We start from the raw sequence: 17948 nt of genomic DNA, 5'->3' as shown, positions 1-17948 counted from the left end.
TGTGCGGATCCCGGTGGTCAGGCATGAGATTGCGGCTGTGGCGGGAGGCTTGACTCGTTGCTGATCGAGTCGGCCTGGGGGTGGCGGATGCCGTCGATGCGGGCAGTCCTGGAAACACGGCGGACGACCGCTGCTCTGCGGGTGGAGGAACTCGAAGCCGAACTGGAGCCGGTGCGGGTGGACTTGGCGGATACCGAGGAGGTTCTCAGGCTACGGACGATCGGCCTCGATCAGTATCTGGAAGCGCTCGCCGAGGAGGAACAGCCGGCCGGGACGGTCGTTGGCCCGTCGCCGAGGAAGCCGGTGGGCCCGCGCCGTGCGGTGCCCCATCGCCGGAACGCGGCCGGGGTCGAGGACCTGTCGGTGGACTACCAAGCGGTGATGGTCGCCGCGGCCGAGGCCGGGAAGGACGGGCCGGGTGCCCGGCGGGCGGCCGTGGTGCTCGGCTGGGACAGCGCCTCCGCCTCACGCGTCGAGGGCGTGAGAGCACGGTTGAAGAGGCTGGTGGAACGGGGCTGGCTGGTGGAGACGAAGCCCGGGAGCTTCACCCTGCCGACAGGACTGCAGGCCGACGAGATCGGGCGGCCAGGCGGCGGCTCATCAGGGCGGTCATCGACCGGCGGATGACGGCTTCGCTCGTGTCGGTGCGTCGTTCGTAGTACCGGACCAGGCGCCGGCTGCGCAGAAACCAGGCGAAGGACCGTTCGACGGCCCAGCGGCGGGGCAGTGGCTGGAAGCCGCGGACGTCCTCGCTGCGGCGGACGATGTCGAGGACGAGTCCGAGGTGCGGGTCGGTCCAGTCGGTGAGGGGGCCGGTGTAGCCGCCGTCGGCCCGGACCCGCGCCAGCCGCCGAAAGCGGCCCGTTGCCTGCGGCAGAAGTGCCCGGGCGCCGTCCCGGTCGGTCACGGACGCCGGTGTGACCACCACGGCCAGGAGAAGTCCGAGCGTGTCGGTGAGCAGGTGCCGCTTGCGGCCGTTGATCTTCTTGCCCGCGTCGAAGCCCCGTGAGCCGAAGGTGAAGGTGTCGCCGAGCCGCCTCACACCACAAGGGCAGGTGCTCCGGAGCACCTGCCCGAGTGGTGCCGCGCACCGTCCGACCGGAAGGCGCCCTCTCGTCGGCGCCGGCCTGACGCACATCGTGGCGAGCCTGGGAGAGGCCCTGCCTGACCTGGTCGGATGCACTGGCACACGGTCGACCTATAGTTGGTGTCATGAGCCGTTGGCAGGAGTTGACCGGGGGGACGTCCGGGCAGGACTACGCCGCACGGTTCGCGGCTCTGGCCCGCAGCGGGCAGGACGTGCACGGTGAGGCGCGGTTCTGCTCGGCGCTGGTGCCTGCCGGAGCGCGGGTGCTGGACGCCGGGTGCGGTACCGGACGGGTCATGATCCGGCTTGCGGAACTCGGGTACGACTGCGTCGGCGTGGATCTTGATGCCTCGATGCTCGCGGTGGCGCAGAGGCAGGCGCCGGGCCTGCCGTGGCTCCAGGTCGACCTGGCCGAGTTCGACCCGGCCTCGCTCGGCCTCGCGGCGGACTTCGATCTCGTGGTCGCTGCGGGCAACGTTCTCCCGCTGCTCGCTGTGGGCACTGAGGCCACGGTGGTCAAGAGCCTGGCCGCGGCCCTGCGTCCGGGCGGTCTGCTGGTCGCGGGCTTCGGCCTGGACGAGGCCCACCTGCCGGTGCCGCCCGGCATCACCCTGCCGGAGTACGACGAGTGCTGCGTTGCGGCCGGCCTTACCCCGGTGGACCGCTTCGCCTCCTGGGACGCGGTCCCTTACACAGGCGGCGGCTATGCCGTCAGCGTCCACCATCGGTAAGGCTTCGCCCGACATCTCGATCACCGTGCCGGCCGGGCTGCCAGGGGGACCACGACCGTACCGTCAGCGGCCGACTCCCCCTCGGACACACAGAACGAAAGACCTCGACCCCAGGGTCGGGGTCTTTGCCATGTCGGCCTGGAAGCGGACGTAACCGGTCGCTTCCGGGCTCTGTTACCGCCGTGTGATCCGCCGGCTGCCAAGGTGAAGGCATGCGCGTACTGATCGTGGAGGACCACAGGGATCTCGCGGAGAGCGTCGCCAGGGGGCTGCGCCGGCACGCCATGGACGTCGAGCTCGCCTACGACGGCGCGCAGGGACTGGAACAGGCGTCCAGCGGCACGTACGACGTCGTCGTCCTCGACCGCGACCTGCCGCTCGTGCACGGCGACGACATCTGCCGAGCCCTGGTCGAGCGGGGCTGCCCGTCCCGCGTCCTGATGCTCACCGCCTCCGGCACCCTCGCCGACCGGGTCGAGGGCCTCGGCCTCGGCGCCGACGACTACCTCGCCAAACCCTTCTCCTTCGCCGAGCTCATCGCCCGGGTCCAGGCCCTCGACAGACGCGACCAGCCCGCCGTACCGCCCGTCCTCACCCACGGCGACATCGAACTCGACCCCGCCCGGCGCACCGCGCTGCGCGCCGGACGAGCTCTCGACCTGTCACCCAAGGAGATGGCCGTGCTGGAGCTGCTGCTGGCCGCGGGCGGCGCCGCCGTCTCGGCGGAGGAACTGCTCGAACGCGCCTGGGACCGGGACGCCGACCCGTTCAGCAACACCGTCAAGGTCACCGTGAGCCGACTGCGCCGCAAACTCGGGGACCCACCGGTCATCGAGACGCTGCCGCACGTCGGCTACCGGATCTGACCCGCGCCGCCGCGGCACACGACACGACGTCGTCGCCAGGCGGACGACCGTGCGCCGGCCTGTGAAGAACGGAGTAACCCGGATGTGACCCGGCATGGTGGACACTGCCCTCGGTGACCCGCGGTTCGTAGGGGGAACAATGAGAGTACTGGTGGTCGAGGACCACACGGAGCTCGCCGACTCGATCACCAGAGTCCTCCGCCGCGAGGGCCTGGCCGTCGACACCGCCTACGGCGGCAGGACCGCCCTCGACCTCATCCTCGAAGTCGACTACGACGTCGTCATCCTCGACCGAGACCTCCCCGACGTGCACGGCGACGACGTCTGCGCCGAACTCGCCGCCGACGGCGTCCGCACCAAGGTCCTCATGCTCACCGCCTCCGCCTCCATCACCGACCGGGTCGAGGGCCTTGGCCTCGGCGCCGACGACTACCTCGCCAAACCCTTCGCCTGGGCCGAACTCATCGCCCGCACCCGCACCCTCGGCCGCCGCGCCCACCCGGTCCGCCGGTCCGCACTCGTGCACGGCCCGCTGCGCCTCGACCCGGCCCGCCGCACCGCCACCCACGCAGGTTTCCCACTGCCCCTCACTGCGAAAGAGTTCGCGGTCCTGGAGTACCTGCTCGGCGCCCGCGGCCGCACCGTGGCCACCGACGAACTCCTCGCCAAGGTGTGGGACGAGGTGGCCGACCCCGGCACCACCACCGTCAAAGCCACGGTCAACCGGCTCCGGACCAAACTCGTGGACCGCTCCGTGATCCAGACCGTGCCAGGAGAGGGCTACCGGATCTGACCATGGCCACCACCCCGCTGACCCGCGCCCGCACCCTCCTGCACAGCTCCGCCGCCGTCACCAGAGGCCGCGCCCTGATCCGCCGCCTCCTGCCCCGCCGGGTCCGGGTCCGCTTCGCCCTGCTCTTCGGCCTGCTCTTCATCACCTCCGGCGCCGTCCTGCTCGGCATCACCTACCTCCTCGTCAACCGCCCCGCCCACAAGACCGTCATCGCCTTCCACGTGGCACCGCAGCAGGACGGCTCGCAACCGGAGACCCACATCCAGCCAGGACCCGGCCCCGGCAACGGCTCCCCGACGGACGTCACCGAATGGCTGAACGACCAACTGCGCAGGCAGAGCGACGAGATGCACAACGCCCAGATGCACGAACTCCTCGTGCAGTCCGGGATCGCACTCGCCATCATGGCGGCGATCTCCGTCGTACTGAGCTGGCTCCTGGCCCGACGCGTGCTCCGGCCCATGCGCACCCTCACCGCCGGCATCTGCCGCATCTCCGCCAGCAACGTCCACGAACGCCTCGCCGTCGCAGGCCCCCGCGACGAGGTCAGCGAACTCGCCGACAGCGTGGACGGACTCCTCGAACGCCTCGAAGCGGCCCTGGAGTCCCACAAACGCTTCGTCGCCAACGCGGCCCACGAACTACGCACCCCGCTCACCGTGGAACGCGCCCTCCTGGAGGAATCCCTGCTCGACCGCGACGCCACCGTCGACGCGTTCCGCGAGAACTTCGAACGCCTGCTGCGGATCAGCACCCACCAGGGAGCCCTGCTCGAATCCCTCCTCACACTCGCCGTGAGCGAGCGCGGCACGGACCGGACCGAACCCGTCGACCTCGCCGACGTCACCGAGTCCGTACTGCTCACCCAACTGCCCGAGACCCAACGCCACGGCGTACGGATCGAGGACCGCACGGAGCCCGCACAGGTCGCCGGCGACACCGGGCTCCTGGAACGGCTCGTCGCCAACCTCGTCCACAACGCCGCCTACTACAACGTTCCCGACGGCACCGTGCACATCACCGTACGACGGCACGACCGCCTGGCCGTCCTCACGGTCGCCAACACAGGCCCCGAGGTCCCGAAGGACCGCGTCGACCAGCTCTTCGAGCCGTTCCAGCGCATGCACCGCACCGCGGGCGACGGCCACCACGGCCTCGGCCTGTCGATCGTCCGCGCCATCGCCGCGGCCCACGACGCCCGCCTCACCGCCCACGCCCGCACCGGCGGCGGACTCGTCGTCGAGGTCTCCTTCCCCCTTCTTGCCAAGGGCACGGACCCCTTCGAAAGCCGGCCGGCGCAGCCGCACGCCGCCACCGCGTCCAAGTGACCAGAACGCGGAGTCGGACGCCCCATTCCCCTGGGTATTCTTCTGTCTGATCGGGTCATGAAGAACGACCGTTGAACGATCCGGTATTTGACGACGTTTCACCTGACCACGCCCGCGACGGGTCGATTCCAGTTCCAGGGGCTTTCCCGGCGAAAGCTCCTTGCCTGGGCCGCACTTTCCCCCTGAGTGAGGGCACGGAAAGCCCGGAACCCGAGCGGAAGCGGAATACGCCCCGGCCCGACGCGGCACTGGACCGTTTCCGTGAGTGGGCTGTGCGGACTCCGGACGCGGCTTCGGATGGGGCGGAGATGCTGGTCGCCCAGTCGCCCAGTCGCCCAGTCGCCCAGTCGCCCAGTCGCCCAGTCGCGCCGTCCGTCACGCCCGCCACGTCGGCCGAGCAGCGGTCCCGGGCCCTCTTCGGTCCCGCCTCCGAAGCCTCCCCGCCCCCACGTCGACTCCGCCCCGCGTCAGAAAGGCAGAACCCGTATGACCCAGGTCTTCGAGCTCCCGGGGGACGGCCCGGCTGGATCGCGACCGGGCGCGAGGTGGCGTGGGAGATCCTCGGGGACGTCGAGCGGTTCTCCAACGTGCCGCCGCCCGAGCCCGGTCGCGGGCTGGAACAGCACCAGGGGAGCCTGCCGCACATGGATCCGCCGGACCACGGGCGGCTGCGGCGGCTGGCGGCCCCCATGTTCACCGTGCGGCCGATGCGGCGGCTGGAGCCGGCGATGGAGCGGATCGTCGCGCACCGCCTCGACATGCTGGAGCATCGGTTAGGGCGCTGCCGGCGCTGCGCGCGGCCGCCGTCCGCCGTCCGGCCGGCGCCATCGTGCTGGTGCCGCAGGAGACGCGGGGGAGTACGGCGCAGGACCGGAGCGGCTGAGCGGTTCCGCGGGGTGCTCGCTGCAACCGCCGTGTGACCGGGGCCCCCGTAGAACTGGTGGTATGCCGAACAATCAACGGAAGCGAATGGCCGGGCCCCTGGTGGCAGTCCTGTCCCTGGTGACGGCCGGAACACTTCTCGCCGGCTGCTCGTCGGGTTCCGACTCGGCCGACGTGTCCGCCGACGGTCAGAGTTCTCCCTCGTCGAATTCGCTGAGTGGGGCCGCGACTTCGGCCCTGGCCTATTCGAAATGCATGCGCGAGCACGGTGTCACGAACTATCCGGACCCGAAGGTGGACGGGCAGGGCGCGGTGCAGTTGGGTGTTCCCGACGGCATCGACCGGAACTCGTCGACATTCCAGTCGGCCCAGTCCGCCTGCCAGTCCAAGCTGTTCCAGAGTGACAGCGACGCCGCCGGGACGAAGTCCTTCGACGCGACGAAGGTCGCGCCCTGGGCGAAGTGCATCCGTTCGCACGGCATGCCCGACTTCCCGGACCCGACGGTCCAGGGCGCCACGATCATCGTCTCCGCCCAGGCGGCCGGCATCACCAGCCGCGACGACCCGAAGTTCACCAAGGCCACGCAGGCCTGCTACAGCATCCGTCCCGGCGGCAACCTGATGATCGTGCAGGCGCTGAAGTGACCGATCAGCAGGAGAGGACCGTCGAACGGACGCCGGCCGGAGGCGCCGTCAGCGCCGCCGACGACGAGAGCACGGGGCCCGCGGCGGGAGAACTGGCCACCCTTGACAGGGACGGCGGTGCTGTGGCCACGGCGCGGCCCGCGGGCGGCCGCCGCCGGATGCGCATGCTGGTGGTCGCCGCGGTCGCGGTGGTGGTGGCCGTGACCGCGGCGGTCGCCGCCTCGGGCGCGTTCGGCGGCGGGGACGGCGACAGCGGGGCCGCAGCACCGGCCGGGCCGCCGGCCACGGCCACGGTGCGGCGGACGACGCTGACCAGCTCCCAGACCATGGACGGGCAGCTCGGCTTCGGCGCGGGCTCGGCCGTCCAGGCCCCCTCGTCCTCGTCGGGCGCGGCACAGGGCGGCGCCGCGGCCTCCGCCGGGATCGTCACCTGGATGCCCTCGGACGGCGACACCATCACCCGGGGCCGGCCGGTCTACAAGGTCGACGACGAGTCGGTGCCGCTGCTGTACGGCTCGGTGCCGCTGTACCGGACGCTGCGGGACGGCAGTACCGGCCGCGATGTCGCGATGCTGGAGAAGAACCTCCGGCCGCTCGGCTACTCGGGCTTCACCGTCGACGACTCCTTCGACGCGAACACGGCCGCGGCCGTACGCAAGTGGCAACGGAAGCTGGGCCGTTCGCAGAACGGCGAGGTCGGGGTCGGCGACGCCGTGGTGGCCTCCGGCGCGCGCCGGGTCGCCAGGGCGGAGCTCGCCATGGGCAACGCCCTGGCCGGCGACGTGCTCACCTGGACCGGTACCGACCGGGTCATCTCCGTCGATCTTCCGGTGCAGTACGCGGAGTTGGCGAAGAAGGGCGGCAGGTCGACGGTCACCCTGCCGGACAACACCACGGTGGACGCGGTGGTGACAGAGATCGGCACCCCGACGTCGTCGAGCGACACGGCCGGCTCGGGCAACTCCCCGCAGGACTCCTCCGACGCCGCGTCCTCCTCGAACGCCACCGTCCCGGTGGAACTGACCGTCGAGGACGCCGCGAAGCTCGGCTCCTACCAGGCCGCCTCCGTCAGCGTCGAGTTCGCGGCCGAGACCCGCGAGAACGTGCCGGCCGTGCCGATCAACGCCCTGTTCGCGCTGCCCCGCGGCGGATACGCGGTCGAGGTGGTCACCGGCTCGAAGACGGAGTACCGGGACGTGAAGCTCGGCATGTTCGGCAACGGCATGGTCGAGGTCTCCGGCGCCGGCATCACCGAGGGCACGGTCGTGGGGGTTCCGCAGTGACCGTCGCCTACCCGGTGATCGAGCTGTCCGGGGTCAGCAAGTCCTACGGGGACGTCGCCGCGCTGGTCGCGGCGGACCTGGTGGTCCACCGCGGCGAGATGCTCGCGGTCGTCGGCCCGTCCGGCTCCGGCAAGTCCACCATGCTGCACATCATGGGCACCCTGGACCGGCCATCCGCCGGGACGGTGTCGATCGCCGGTCACCGGGTGGACTCCCTGAACGACCGCGAACTGTCCGCACTGCGCGCCGGCACCATCGGCTTCGTGTTCCAGCAGTTCCACCTCGCGTCCGGCGTCCCGGCCCTCGACAGCGTGGCGGACGGCCTGCTGTACAGCGGGCGGCCGCGCCGAGGGCGGCGGGAGATCGCCGAGGAGACGCTGCGCCGGGTGGGCCTGGGACACCGGCTCTTCCACGAGCCGCAACAGCTCTCCGGCGGTGAGAAGCAGCGTGCCGCGATCGCCCGCGCGGTGGTCGGCGACCCGCCGCTGCTGCTGGCCGACGAGCCGACCGGCGCCCTGGACTCCCGCTCGGGGACGGTGGTGATGGAGCTGCTCCACGAACTGCACGAGGCCGGGACGACGGTGATCGTCATCACCCACGACCGGGACATCGCGGCCTCCCTGCCGCGCGAGGTCAGGGTCCGGGACGGCCGTATCGAGCGTGACTCGGCGACGACGCAGCCCCGGATGCCGCCGCCCGTGGGGGTGGGACGATGAGCACCGCGCATCCGCTGGACTCGACCGGACAGGCCCGGCCCTGGGCCGACCTGCCCCCTCCGCCGCGGCCCCGGGCGGCCCGGCTGAGCCTGGCCGACGTGGCCCGCGTGGGCGGTTCGGGGCTGCGCTCGCGGCCCGTGCGGGTCTTCCTGTCCGCCCTGGGCATCGCGATCGGCATCGCCGCGATGATCGGCGTGGTGGGCATCTCCACCTCGTCGGCGAACGACCTGAACAGACAGCTGGCCGCACTCGGCACCAACCTGCTCACGGTCGCTCCCGGAACCACCATGAACGGCGGGACCGCGCATCTGTCCAAGGACTCCGTCGCGATGATCGCGAACCGGCCCGAGGTGATCTCGGTCTCCGCGCTGGGCACCACGGACGCGCAGATCTACCGCAGCGACCGCATTCCGTCGGTGGAGTCCGGCGGCCTCTCGGTCAGCGCGGCCCGCACCGACCTGCTCGGTTCCATCGGCGGGAAGATCGTGGACGGCCGCTGGCTCAACGCCGCCAACAGCCGCTACCCGGTGGTGGTGCTGGGCGCGGAGACGGCCCGGAGCCTGGGCATCCACCGGGCCGGTGCGGACGTCCAGGTGTGGATCGGCAACCACTGGTTCACCGTGGTCGGCGTCCTGGCGTCCAACCAGCTGCTGCCCGCCCTTGACACGCAGGCGTTCGTGGGCTGGCCGGCGGCGGAGCGGGAGCTGTCCTTCGACGGATACCCGACGACGGTCTACACCCGCGCCCAGGACGCGGACGTCGAGAAGCTGCACGGGGTGCTGGGCGCCACGGTCTCCCCGCAGGACCCGAACGAGGTCAAGGTCTCCCGTCCCTCCGACGCACTGGCCGCCAAGCACGCCACCGACAACGCGCTGAGCGGGCTGCTGGTGGGACTGGGCGGGGTCGCGCTGCTGGTCGGGGGCGTCGGGGTGGCCAACACCATGGTCATCTCGGTGCTCGAACGCCGCTCGGAGATCGGGCTGCGCCGCTCGCTCGGTGCCACCCGCGGCCAGATCAGCATCCAGTTCCTCGCCGAGGCGCTGCTGCTGTCCGGACTCGGCGGTGTGGGCGGGGTGCTGCTGGGCATCGGGGTCACCGGCGGGTACGCCACCTACCAGGGGTGGGCCGTGCTGGTCCCGCTGTGGGCCATGGCCGGCGGCCTGGCCGCCACCCTCGTCATCGGGGGGCTGGCCGGTTTCTGTCCCGCGGTCCGAGCGGCCCGGCTCCCCCCTACGGAGGCCATCGCGACCAACTGACCGGTCCGACCTCGGGGTTGGACAGCGGCGCCCCCGACCCACCCCGCCGGTAGCGCACGGGCGTACTGGAGACGGAGTCGGTACGGCTCGAACGCCGCGACGGGGTCGCCCGGCTGACGCTGTGCCGGGGCGACCGCCTGAACGCCGAGGACGGGCGGCAGGGCGAGGACATGGAGACCGCCGTCGCCCTCGCCCTGCTCGACCCCGGGGTCCGGACCGGCCTGGCGCGCGGCGGCGAGATGACCCACCTCCGCCACCGCGGCAGGCGGGTCTTCGGCGCCGGCGTCGACCTGAAGAGCCTCAGTTCCGGCGCCGTCTCCCTGGTCGGCTTCCCGCTCCGCCGCGAACCCGGCCACCTCCGCAGACTCGCCCACGGAGCGGCCCGAGGCGGTGAACGCGGTGCTCCTCGGCCACCTCGCGCGCACCCCCGTATGACCGGCCCGGACCCGCCCGCTACTTTCCGACCAGCCGGTCGGTCGCTCAGCCGGAGGACTCCGGTACGACGGATCCGCCGCGGCGGAGGGTGACCAGGGCCGCCCACACCATCGCGACCAGCGGGATGATGCCGGAGACGATCACCTGGCCCCGGCTGGAGACCAGGCCGTTCGGGGTGCCCAGCAGGTAGCCGAGACCGATGCAGCTGCGGGACAGCGCCTGGAAGCAGGCCCAGGCACTGCCGTGCACGTCGGCCGGCACGTTCGAGTGCACCGCGTTGCGCAGCCCGACGTTGCACGCGCCGTTGCCGAAGCCGCCGAGCAGGAACAGCGGGAAGATCACCCCGACGACCGGGAGCAGACCGGCGAGGATCAGCGCCAGCGATATCCCCATGACTCCGCCGACGATCAGCAGGGTGTGCCGGTCGGACCAGCCGGCCCGGCCGCCGAGCAGTGCGCCGGGGATCGCGCCCAGGGCCCAGGAGGCCAGGAAGAGGCCGAAGACGGTGTCGTTGCCGTCGGCCACGCCCCGCAGGTAGTAGACGCCGGCGACGCTCTCGATGCTGGTGGCCAGCATCGCCGCGGCCAGCGCCGGCATCAGCGCGCCCACCACCGGCGCGTCGCGCAGCGCCCGGTAGCCGTCCGAGAGCCTGGTGGCCGGACGGCGGCGGACGGCCACGTCCGCGGTGGGCGGCACCGCCAGCATGGTGCAGCCCGCGAGCACCAGGAAGGAGAGCGCGTCGGTGGCGAGCAGCGCGCGGGTGCCCCACAGGGAGTTGAGGAAGCCGGCCAGTGGCGGTCCGGCCAGTCCGGCGACGGACAGGCCCGCCGTCAGCAGGCTGTTCGCCCGGCCGGTGTGCTGTTCGCCGGAGACGGCGGGCAGCATCTTGAACCCGGCGGCCACCGAGGCCACACCGGCCAGCGCCGACAGCGCGATGAACGCCACCTTCAGATGGAAGCCGCCGACCGTGGCGGCCGCGCCCAGGGACAGCGACTGGACCAGCAGCGCGCTCAGGCACACCGCCCGGGTGCTGAACCGGTCCACCACGGCACCGATCACCGGTGCCGCGAGCACCGTGGGGATGAGTTCGGCGAGCATGACCTCGGACACCCCGAAGCCGATGTTCCGGTCCGCCGCGTGCAGCACCAGCCCCAGGGAGGCGAGTGTGTCGCCGAGACGGGAGAACAGCGTTCCCGCGATGAGCACCTGCGCGGCGACCGGCATCGCGGTTCCGCGGCGCAGCGCGGCGAACGGCGCTCTCCGCGTCTTTTCCGTGTCCAATCCAGTCCAATCCGTCCGCTCGCGAGTTCCATTCCCCCCTGCTCGCGCATCAGATTAGGCCTGTTCCCTGAGTGGTAGAGCGTCGTCCGGCCACTGTGAGAGACCACTGTCCGGCCTTTGCGTGTCCCGCCGGAACCGGGTGCGGGATCCTAATTTCTCGGCCATGAGCAGCACTTCACCGAAAGTCCACACATGTTCCACACCAACTCCGGCTGCCCCGGTCGGAGAAGGCGTGTGCCGCACTCCACCCGGGATGATGTGCATCCGGGGCGTTCCGGGCGTCCTTTCCCGTAGTGACGGCTTTGGTGGGCCGGATGGGCGTCCCGATGTCCGACTGGGAGTCGTAAAGCGTGGTTTTCGGCCAATCGCTGGAGTTGCGGCGATCTCGGCCGGTGAAGCGCGCCGCCCCCGGTCGTCGGACCGGACAGCGCCTTCCGGGTGGGCGGAGTTATCGGTGCCGGTCGGATGAATGACCGGAAAATGTCGGGACAACGACGGTTCCCATTCTCCGGGGGGTGGAGAAAAGGAACGAACCGGCATCTCCGGGAAGGGTGTGCCCGCCGGACGGAAAACCTGGTGCCGTACCCCGTGGCCACTGCCTACACTCGCTGCGGAATCACGCACCGTAGCCGTGGAACGCTCCGGGCGGTGTGCTGTCGTGACGAGTTCGGACGAATTGAGGGGAGAGGGGCCGTGCGTGACCGCGTCGTTGTCCTCTCGCCCCGTTCCCGCTCCGAGGTGATCCTCGTGTCCCCGTCTCTCCGGTGCCCGCCGCGCGGCCGGTACCGGAACCCGTGATGTCCGGACCGTTCACCAACTCCCGGCATATGCCAAAACGCTGACGTGCCGTCAGTCGTGATCCGGTGAACTCGCCGCACGGGAAATTGCGCTGTCCATTCCCGGGCCCCCCGGGGAGCCGCCGCATTCGAAAGGCATCGGCCATGCGCGCCGAACTCCGCCCGAACTCCGTCAACCCCCTCGCCGCCGTTCGCAACCTGGGCATCCTCGCCCACGTCGACGCCGGAAAGACCACCGTCACCGAACGCATCCTCTTCGCCACCGGAACCATCCACAAACGCGGCGAGGTCCACGACGGCACCACGGTCACCGATTTCGACCCGCAGGAACGCGACCGCGGCATCACCATCTTCGCCGCGGCCGTCAGCTGCGTCTGGGACGGCCATCGCGTCAACCTCATCGACACCCCCGGCCACGTCGACTTCGCCGACGAGGTCGAACGCTCCCTGCGGGTCCTCGATGGCGCCGTCGCCGTGTTCGACGCGGTCGCCGGCGTCGAACCGCAGAGCGAGTCGGTGTGGCGGCAGGCCGACCGGCACGGCGTCCCCAGGATCGCCTTCGTCAACAAGCTGGACCGCGCGGGCGCCGACCTCGACCGGGCCGTGGAGTCGATCCGCGCCCGGCTGCACCCGGCCCCGCTCGTCGTCCAACTGCCCATCGGCACCGAGGACGGCTTCACGGGCGTCGTCGACCTGGTGCGCATGCGCGCGCTGGTCCGGGCCGACGGCGGCGGTACGGCGACCGAGGTGCCGGTGCCCGGCGAACTGCGCCCGGAGGCGGAGCGGCGGCGGCGCGCGCTGGAGGAGGCGGTGGCCGCGCTGCACCCGGCCGCGCTGGAGGAGTTCTGCGCGCCGTCCGGCCGTCTCACCACCGGCACGCTGGTCACCGCCCTGCGCGATCTCACCCGCAGCGGGGACGGCGTCGTCGTGCTGTGCGGCTCCGCCTACCGCGACCGGGGCATCGAACCGCTGCTGGACGCGGTCGTCGCCTATCTGCCCTCGCCGCTCGACGTGCCCGCCGTCCGCGGCACCCACCGGGGCGCCGAGGTACGGCGGAGCGCCGACCCCGAAGGGCCGCTCGCGGCGCTGGCGTTCAAGGTGACGGCCACCGCCGCCGGCCGTCTGACCCATGTCCGCGTCTACTCCGGCACGATCGAGAAGGGGGACACCGTGTGGGACCCGTCGACCCGGCGCACCGAACGCGTCGCCCGCGTCCTGCGTGTCATGGCCGGCCGGCACGAACCCCTGGACCGGGCGGTGGCCGGTGACATCGTCGCCGTCGTCGGGCTGAAGTCGGCCCGCGCCGGCTCCACGCTGTGCGCCCCGGACGCCCCGCTGCTACTGGAACCGCCTGCGGTCGCGGAGCCGGTGGTGTCGGTCGCCGTCGAGGCCCGCCGCGCCGGTGACACCGGCCGGCTGGCCCGGGCACTGGCCCGGCTCGCCGAGGAGGACCCGTCGCTGGTGGTGCGCACCGACGCCGAGACCGGGCAGACCGTGCTGTCCGGGTCGGGTGAACTGCACCTGGAGGTCGCGGTGGAGAAGATCCGCCGGGACGGCGGCCCCGAGGCCGCGGTGGGCCGGCCGCGCGTCGCCCTCCGGGAGACCGTGACCACCGGGGTCACCGGCCTGGTCCACCGGTACGTCCACCAGACCGGCGGCGCCGGGCAGTTCGCGCATGTCGTGCTGGACGTGGCACCGCTCGGGCCCGAACCCGGCGCCACGGGCTTCGAGTTCCGCTCGACCGTCACCGGTGGCCGGGTGCCGCAGGAGTACGTCCGCGCGGTCGAGGCCGGCTGCCGGGAGGCCCTCGCCGAGGGGCCGCTCGGCGGGCACCCGGTCACCGGGGTCCGGGTCACCCTGACCGACGGCTCGACGCATGTGCGGGACTCCTCGGACACGGCGTTCCGCGCGGCGGGCCGGCTCGGGCTCCGAGAAGCCCTGCGGGCCTGTACGCCGGTGCTGCTGGAGCCGGTCGCCGAGGTCACGGTCACCGTGCCCGAGGACGCGGTGGGCGCGGTCCTCGGCGACCTGGCGGCCCGGCGCGGCCGGATCGCCGGCTCCGGGACCCGGGGCGGGGCGGCGGTGCTGACCGCGACCGTGCCGCTGGCCGAACTGTTCGGCTACGCGACCCGGTTGCGCGGCCGCACCCAGGGCCGAGGCACCTTCACCACCCGCCCGACCGGCTACGCCCCGGCCCCGGGATCGGCCCCGGCCCCGGGATCGGCCCCGGCCCCGGGATCGGCCCCGGTCTCGGGATCAGCCCCGGGACCGGCATCGGCGTCGGCTGCCGTCCGGTGACGGTGACGGCTGCCGTCCCGTGAAACCAGTCGGGGCCGGGGAGGCGCCTCCCCGGCCCCGACTGGCCCGGCCTCGGCCCCGGCCCGACGGCCCCGGCTCCGCCTCGGCCCCGGCCCGACGGCCCCGGCTTCCGCCTCGCCCCTGGCCCCGACGGCCCCGGCTTCCGCCTCGCCCCCGGCCTCGACGGCCTCCGCCCCGGCCTGCCCCCGTCCGCCTCCGCAACGCCCCGCCGAAACCCAACCGTTGCTGCGGGATCTCTTGACGTGCGTGGCTTGCGCGGATTAACTCACGTCCTAAATTAAGCCGTGAGGGGCGTCGGGAGCCGAACGTCCTCTCGGGGTTCCCGACTCCCGGAAAGGCACAGCTGGAGCCATGCGCAGCATCCGAGCCGCGGCCGTAGGCGCCGTCTCCATGTCCCTCGCCCTCGCGGCCACGGCCTGCGGTGGCGGTTCGTCCACCGGAGGCGGGTCCAACGACTCCCCGAAGACGCTCACCTACTGGGCCTCGAACCAGGGCGCCAGCATCGAGGCCGACAAGAAGGTGCTCCAGCCGGAGCTCGACAAGTTCCAGAAGCAGACCGGCATCAAGGTCAAGCTGGAGGTCGTGCCCTGGTCGGACCTGCTCAACCGGATCCTGACCGCGACCACGTCGGGCCAGGGCCCCGACGTGCTCAACATCGGCAACACCTGGAGCGCCTCGCTCCAGGCGACCGGCGCGCTGCTGCCCTGGGACGCCAAGAACCTCGCCAAGATCGGCGGCAAGGACCGCTTCGTCGACTCCGCGCTCGGCTCCACCGGCGCCGAGGGCAAGGACCCGGCGGCCGTACCGCTGTACTCGATGGCGTACGCGCTCTACTACAACAAGAAGATCTTCGCCGACGCGGGCATCTCCCAGCCCCCGGCCACCTGGGCCGAGTTGATCGCCGACGGCAGGAAGATATCGGCGAAGGGCAAGTCGGTGCTCGGCGCCGAGGGCGGCAACGTCTCGGAGAACATCCACCACGCCTTCGTCTTCGCCAAGCAGCACGGCGCCGATTTCTTCACCTCCGACGGCAAACCGGACTTCACCAACGACAAGATCGTCGCCGCGGTCAAGCAGTACGTCGACCTGATGGCCAAGGACAAGGTCATCCCGTCCGGCGACGCCGAGTACGCGCAGAACCAGTCGGTGAGCGACTTCGCCAAGGGCAAGCAGGCGATGCTGCTGTGGCAGTCGGCGTCCGCCAACCTCACGTCGCAGGGCATGAGCGACAGCGACTACGGCATCGCGCCGGTGCCCGTGCAGTCCGGCACCCCCGGCACCGGCGCCCAGGTCAACTCGATGGTCGCCGGCATCAACCTCGCCGTCTTCAAGAACACCAAGAACCTGGACGGCGCCACCGAGTTCGTGAAGTTCATGACCGGCGACGACGAGCAGAAGATCCTGAACACGGCCTACAGCTCCATCCCGCCGGTCAAGACCGCCCAGGAGGACGCGGCGTTCAACACGCCCGCCAACTCCGTCCTGAAGAACACCCTCGCCACCAGCGCCGCCGCCCTGCCCCAGGTGGCCTCGGAGTCCCAGTTCGAGACGACCGTCGGCACGGCCGTGAAGAACCTGTTCGCCGAGGCGGCCGCCGGACGCGCCGTCACCACCGACTCCGTGAAGGCCGAACTGGAGAAGGCCCAGCAGCAGATGCCGGCGGCCTGAACACGATGACGACCACCACCACCGCCGTGCGCGAGCCGGTGCGTGCGAACTCCCCCGGGGCGGCGGGCGGCTCGGGCCGCCGCCCCGGGCGGATCCGCCGGACCGGACTGCCGTACCTGCTGCTCCTGCCCGCCCTGCTGCTCGAACTCCTCGTCCATCTCGTGCCGATGGTCATCGGCGTCGTGATGAGCTTCAAGGAACTCACCCAGTTCTACATCCGCGACTGGGGCACCGCCCCCTGGTCCGGGCTCGACAACTACAGGATGTCCGTCGACTTCGACGCGCCGGTCGGCGAGGCCCTGCTGCACTCCTTCTTCGTCACCGTCGCCTTCACCCTGCTCTCGGTCGGCCTGTGCTGGCTGATCGGCACCGCGGCGGCGGTCTTCATGCAGGACACCTTCCGGGGCCGCGGCCTGCTGCGCGCCCTGTTCCTCGTCCCGTACGCGCTTCCGGTCTACGCGGCCGTCATCACCTGGGTGTTCATGTTCCAGCACGACAACGGCCTGGTGAACCACGTCCTGCACGACCAGCTGCACCTCACCGACAAGCCGTCCTTCTGGCTCATCGGCGACAACAGCTTCTGGGCGCTGCTCGTCGTGTCGGTGTGGAAGGGCTGGCCGTTCGCCTTCCTGATCGTGACGGCCGGACTCCAGAACATCCCGCGGGAACTGTACGAGGCGGCCGCGCTGGACGGCGCCGGCCTGTGGCAGCAGATCCGCCGCATCACCCTGCCGTCGCTGCGCCCGGTCAACCAGGTGCTGGTCCTGGTCCTGTTCCTGTGGACGTTCAACGACTTCAACACGCCCTACGTCCTGTTCGGCAGGTCCGCCCCCGAGGCCGCGGACCTCATCTCGGTCCACATCTACCAGGCCTCCTTCGTCACCTGGAACTTCGGCACCGGCTCGGCCATGTCCGTGCTCCTGCTGCTTTTCCTGCTGGTGGTGACCGGCGGATACCTGGCCGTCACCTCGCGCGGACGGAGGACCGCCGATGTCTAGCCCGTCCGGCTCGCCGACGGCCCCGCCGCGCTCCTTCCTCTGGTCCCGGCGGATCTTCCTCACGCTGCTCACCGGGTTCGTGCTGGTCCCCGTGTACGTGATGGTCTCCAGCTCGCTCAAGCCCCTCGCGGACGTCACCGGCAAGTTCCGCTGGCTGCCGAGCGGGCTGACCGTCCGCCCGTACATCGACATCTGGTCGACGGTCCCGCTGGCGAGGTACTTCGTGAACTCGCTGATCGTGGCGGTCTCGGCGACCGTCTGCTCGGTCGTGGTCGCGGTGTTCGCCGCCTACGCGGTCAGCCGCTACGACTTCCGCGGCAAGCGCGTCTTCACGGTCACCGTGCTGTCCACCCAGATGTTCCCGGGCATCCTCTTCCTGCTCCCGCTGTTCCTCCTCTACGTCAACATCGGCAACGCCACCGGCGTCGCCCTGTTCGGCTCGCGCGGCGGGCTGATCCTCACCTACCTGACGTTCTCGCTGCCGTTCTCGATCTGGATGCTGATCGGGTATCTCGACTCGGTACCAAGGGACTTGGACGAGGCCGCGCTGGTGGACGGCTGCGGCCCGCTCGGCGCGCTGTTCCGGATCGTCGTGCCGGCCGCGATCCCCGGCATCGTCGCGGTCGCCGTCTACGCCTTCATGACCGCCTGGGGCGAGGTCCTGTTCGCCTCCGTCATGACCAACGACACCACCCGCACCCTCGCCGTCGGCCTCCAGGGCTACTCCACGCTCAACGACGTGTACTGGAACCAGATCATGGCCGCCTCGCTGGTGGTGAGCGTCCCCGTGGTGGCCGGCTTCCTGCTCCTCCAGCGCTATCTCGTCGCCGGACTGACGGCGGGCGCCGTCAAGTGAACCCACC

At 71.5% G+C, this 17948-nt stretch carries 16 protein-coding genes; 14 read left to right on the top strand and 2 right to left on the bottom strand.

What is annotated here, in order from left to right:
- Positions 1 to 96 precede the first annotated feature (96 nt).
- Positions 97 to 627 carry a hypothetical protein gene (locus ACZ619_RS02535; RefSeq protein ID WP_469593276.1) on the top strand — a complete coding sequence of 177 codons (531 nt, stop codon included), beginning with the start codon at positions 97 to 99 and terminating at the stop codon, positions 625 to 627.
- Here the strand turns inward: ACZ619_RS02535 and ACZ619_RS02530 are convergent.
- Positions 545 to 1042, bottom strand: a complete 498-nt coding sequence (locus ACZ619_RS02530; protein WP_469593169.1) for a transposase — start codon at positions 1040 to 1042, stop codon at positions 545 to 547. The two genes, ACZ619_RS02535 and ACZ619_RS02530, sit on opposite strands and share 83 nt — an antisense overlap.
- Positions 1043 to 1212: 170 nt before the next feature.
- Between ACZ619_RS02530 and ACZ619_RS02525 the strand changes: the two genes are divergently transcribed.
- From ACZ619_RS02525 to ACZ619_RS02485, 9 genes are all read left to right on the top strand, one after another.
- Positions 1213 to 1818 carry a class I SAM-dependent methyltransferase gene (locus ACZ619_RS02525; protein ID WP_469593167.1) on the top strand — a complete coding sequence of 202 codons (606 nt, stop codon included), beginning with the start codon at positions 1213 to 1215 and terminating at the stop codon, positions 1816 to 1818.
- Between the two features lie 212 nt (positions 1819 to 2030).
- The gene (locus ACZ619_RS02520; RefSeq protein WP_469593165.1) at positions 2031 to 2684 is read left to right on the top strand and encodes a response regulator transcription factor; all 654 of its coding nucleotides are present in this window, start codon (positions 2031 to 2033) and stop codon (positions 2682 to 2684) included.
- 139 nt (positions 2685 to 2823) lie between these two features.
- On the top strand, positions 2824 to 3477 hold the full coding sequence (locus ACZ619_RS02515) for a response regulator transcription factor (protein WP_469593163.1): 654 nt from the start codon (positions 2824 to 2826) through the stop codon (positions 3475 to 3477).
- A gap of 2 nt (positions 3478 to 3479) precedes the next feature.
- Positions 3480 to 4805 (top strand): sensor histidine kinase, encoded by a 1326-nt coding sequence (locus tag ACZ619_RS02510; protein WP_469593161.1) that lies wholly within the window; start codon positions 3480 to 3482, stop codon positions 4803 to 4805.
- 545 nt (positions 4806 to 5350) lie between these two features.
- The gene (locus ACZ619_RS02505; protein ID WP_469593159.1) at positions 5351 to 5725 is read left to right on the top strand and encodes a hypothetical protein; all 375 of its coding nucleotides are present in this window, start codon (positions 5351 to 5353) and stop codon (positions 5723 to 5725) included.
- A 217-nt stretch (positions 5726 to 5942) separates the two neighbouring features.
- The gene (locus tag ACZ619_RS02500) at positions 5943 to 6332 is read left to right on the top strand and encodes a hypothetical protein (RefSeq protein WP_469593157.1); all 390 of its coding nucleotides are present in this window, start codon (positions 5943 to 5945) and stop codon (positions 6330 to 6332) included.
- On the top strand, positions 6329 to 7615 hold the full coding sequence (locus ACZ619_RS02495; protein ID WP_469593155.1) for a peptidoglycan-binding protein: 1287 nt from the start codon (positions 6329 to 6331) through the stop codon (positions 7613 to 7615). Before ACZ619_RS02500 ends, ACZ619_RS02495 begins: the two co-directional genes overlap by 4 nt.
- The gene (locus tag ACZ619_RS02490; RefSeq protein ID WP_469593153.1) at positions 7612 to 8331 is read left to right on the top strand and encodes an ABC transporter ATP-binding protein; all 720 of its coding nucleotides are present in this window, start codon (positions 7612 to 7614) and stop codon (positions 8329 to 8331) included. The genes ACZ619_RS02495 and ACZ619_RS02490 overlap by 4 nt, the downstream gene beginning before the upstream one ends.
- The gene (locus ACZ619_RS02485; protein WP_469593151.1) at positions 8328 to 9587 is read left to right on the top strand and encodes an ABC transporter permease; all 1260 of its coding nucleotides are present in this window, start codon (positions 8328 to 8330) and stop codon (positions 9585 to 9587) included. The genes ACZ619_RS02490 and ACZ619_RS02485 overlap by 4 nt, the downstream gene beginning before the upstream one ends.
- Before the next feature lie 480 nt (positions 9588 to 10067).
- Here ACZ619_RS02485 and ACZ619_RS02480 read toward each other — a convergent pair whose 3' ends face one another.
- Positions 10068 to 11246 (bottom strand): MFS transporter, encoded by a 1179-nt coding sequence (locus tag ACZ619_RS02480; RefSeq protein ID WP_469593149.1) that lies wholly within the window; start codon positions 11244 to 11246, stop codon positions 10068 to 10070.
- 998 nt (positions 11247 to 12244) lie between these two features.
- Between ACZ619_RS02480 and fusA the strand changes: the two genes are divergently transcribed.
- From fusA to ACZ619_RS02460, 4 genes are all read left to right on the top strand, one after another.
- Positions 12245 to 14398 (top strand): elongation factor G, encoded by a 2154-nt coding sequence (gene fusA, locus ACZ619_RS02475; protein ID WP_469593147.1) that lies wholly within the window; start codon positions 12245 to 12247, stop codon positions 14396 to 14398.
- A 372-nt stretch (positions 14399 to 14770) separates the two neighbouring features.
- Positions 14771 to 16087, top strand: a complete 1317-nt coding sequence (locus ACZ619_RS02470) for an ABC transporter substrate-binding protein (protein WP_469593145.1) — start codon at positions 14771 to 14773, stop codon at positions 16085 to 16087.
- A 5-nt stretch (positions 16088 to 16092) separates the two neighbouring features.
- Entirely contained in the window at positions 16093 to 17085 is a 993-nt protein-coding gene (locus tag ACZ619_RS02465) for a carbohydrate ABC transporter permease (protein ID WP_469593144.1), read from the top strand.
- Positions 17078 to 17941, top strand: a complete 864-nt coding sequence (locus tag ACZ619_RS02460; RefSeq protein ID WP_469593142.1) for a carbohydrate ABC transporter permease — start codon at positions 17078 to 17080, stop codon at positions 17939 to 17941. Before ACZ619_RS02465 ends, ACZ619_RS02460 begins: the two co-directional genes overlap by 8 nt.
- The last annotated feature ends 7 nt before the right edge of the window (positions 17942 to 17948 follow it).

Source organism: Streptomyces sp. NPDC104367 (assembly GCF_055583825.1).
Note: the sequence above shows the minus strand (reverse complement) of the source record. Positions and strands in the feature narration are given on the sequence as shown.

Coding starts and splice junctions, on each gene's coding strand:
- ACZ619_RS02535 (WP_469593276.1), top strand. CDS start 97: ATGCGGGCAGTCCTGGAAACACGGCGGACGACCGCTGCTCTGCGGGTG.
- ACZ619_RS02525 (WP_469593167.1), top strand. CDS start 1,213: ATGAGCCGTTGGCAGGAGTTGACCGGGGGGACGTCCGGGCAGGACTAC.
- ACZ619_RS02520 (WP_469593165.1), top strand. CDS start 2,031: ATGCGCGTACTGATCGTGGAGGACCACAGGGATCTCGCGGAGAGCGTC.
- ACZ619_RS02515 (WP_469593163.1), top strand. CDS start 2,824: ATGAGAGTACTGGTGGTCGAGGACCACACGGAGCTCGCCGACTCGATC.
- ACZ619_RS02510 (WP_469593161.1), top strand. CDS start 3,480: ATGGCCACCACCCCGCTGACCCGCGCCCGCACCCTCCTGCACAGCTCC.
- ACZ619_RS02500 (WP_469593157.1), top strand. CDS start 5,943: ATGCGCGAGCACGGTGTCACGAACTATCCGGACCCGAAGGTGGACGGG.
- ACZ619_RS02485 (WP_469593151.1), top strand. CDS start 8,328: ATGAGCACCGCGCATCCGCTGGACTCGACCGGACAGGCCCGGCCCTGG.
- ACZ619_RS02480 (WP_469593149.1), bottom strand. CDS start 11,246: ATGCCGGTCGCCGCGCAGGTGCTCATCGCGGGAACGCTGTTCTCCCGT.
- fusA (WP_469593147.1), top strand. CDS start 12,245: ATGCGCGCCGAACTCCGCCCGAACTCCGTCAACCCCCTCGCCGCCGTT.
- ACZ619_RS02470 (WP_469593145.1), top strand. CDS start 14,771: ATGCGCAGCATCCGAGCCGCGGCCGTAGGCGCCGTCTCCATGTCCCTC.
- ACZ619_RS02465 (WP_469593144.1), top strand. CDS start 16,093: ATGACGACCACCACCACCGCCGTGCGCGAGCCGGTGCGTGCGAACTCC.
- ACZ619_RS02460 (WP_469593142.1), top strand. CDS start 17,078: ATGTCTAGCCCGTCCGGCTCGCCGACGGCCCCGCCGCGCTCCTTCCTC.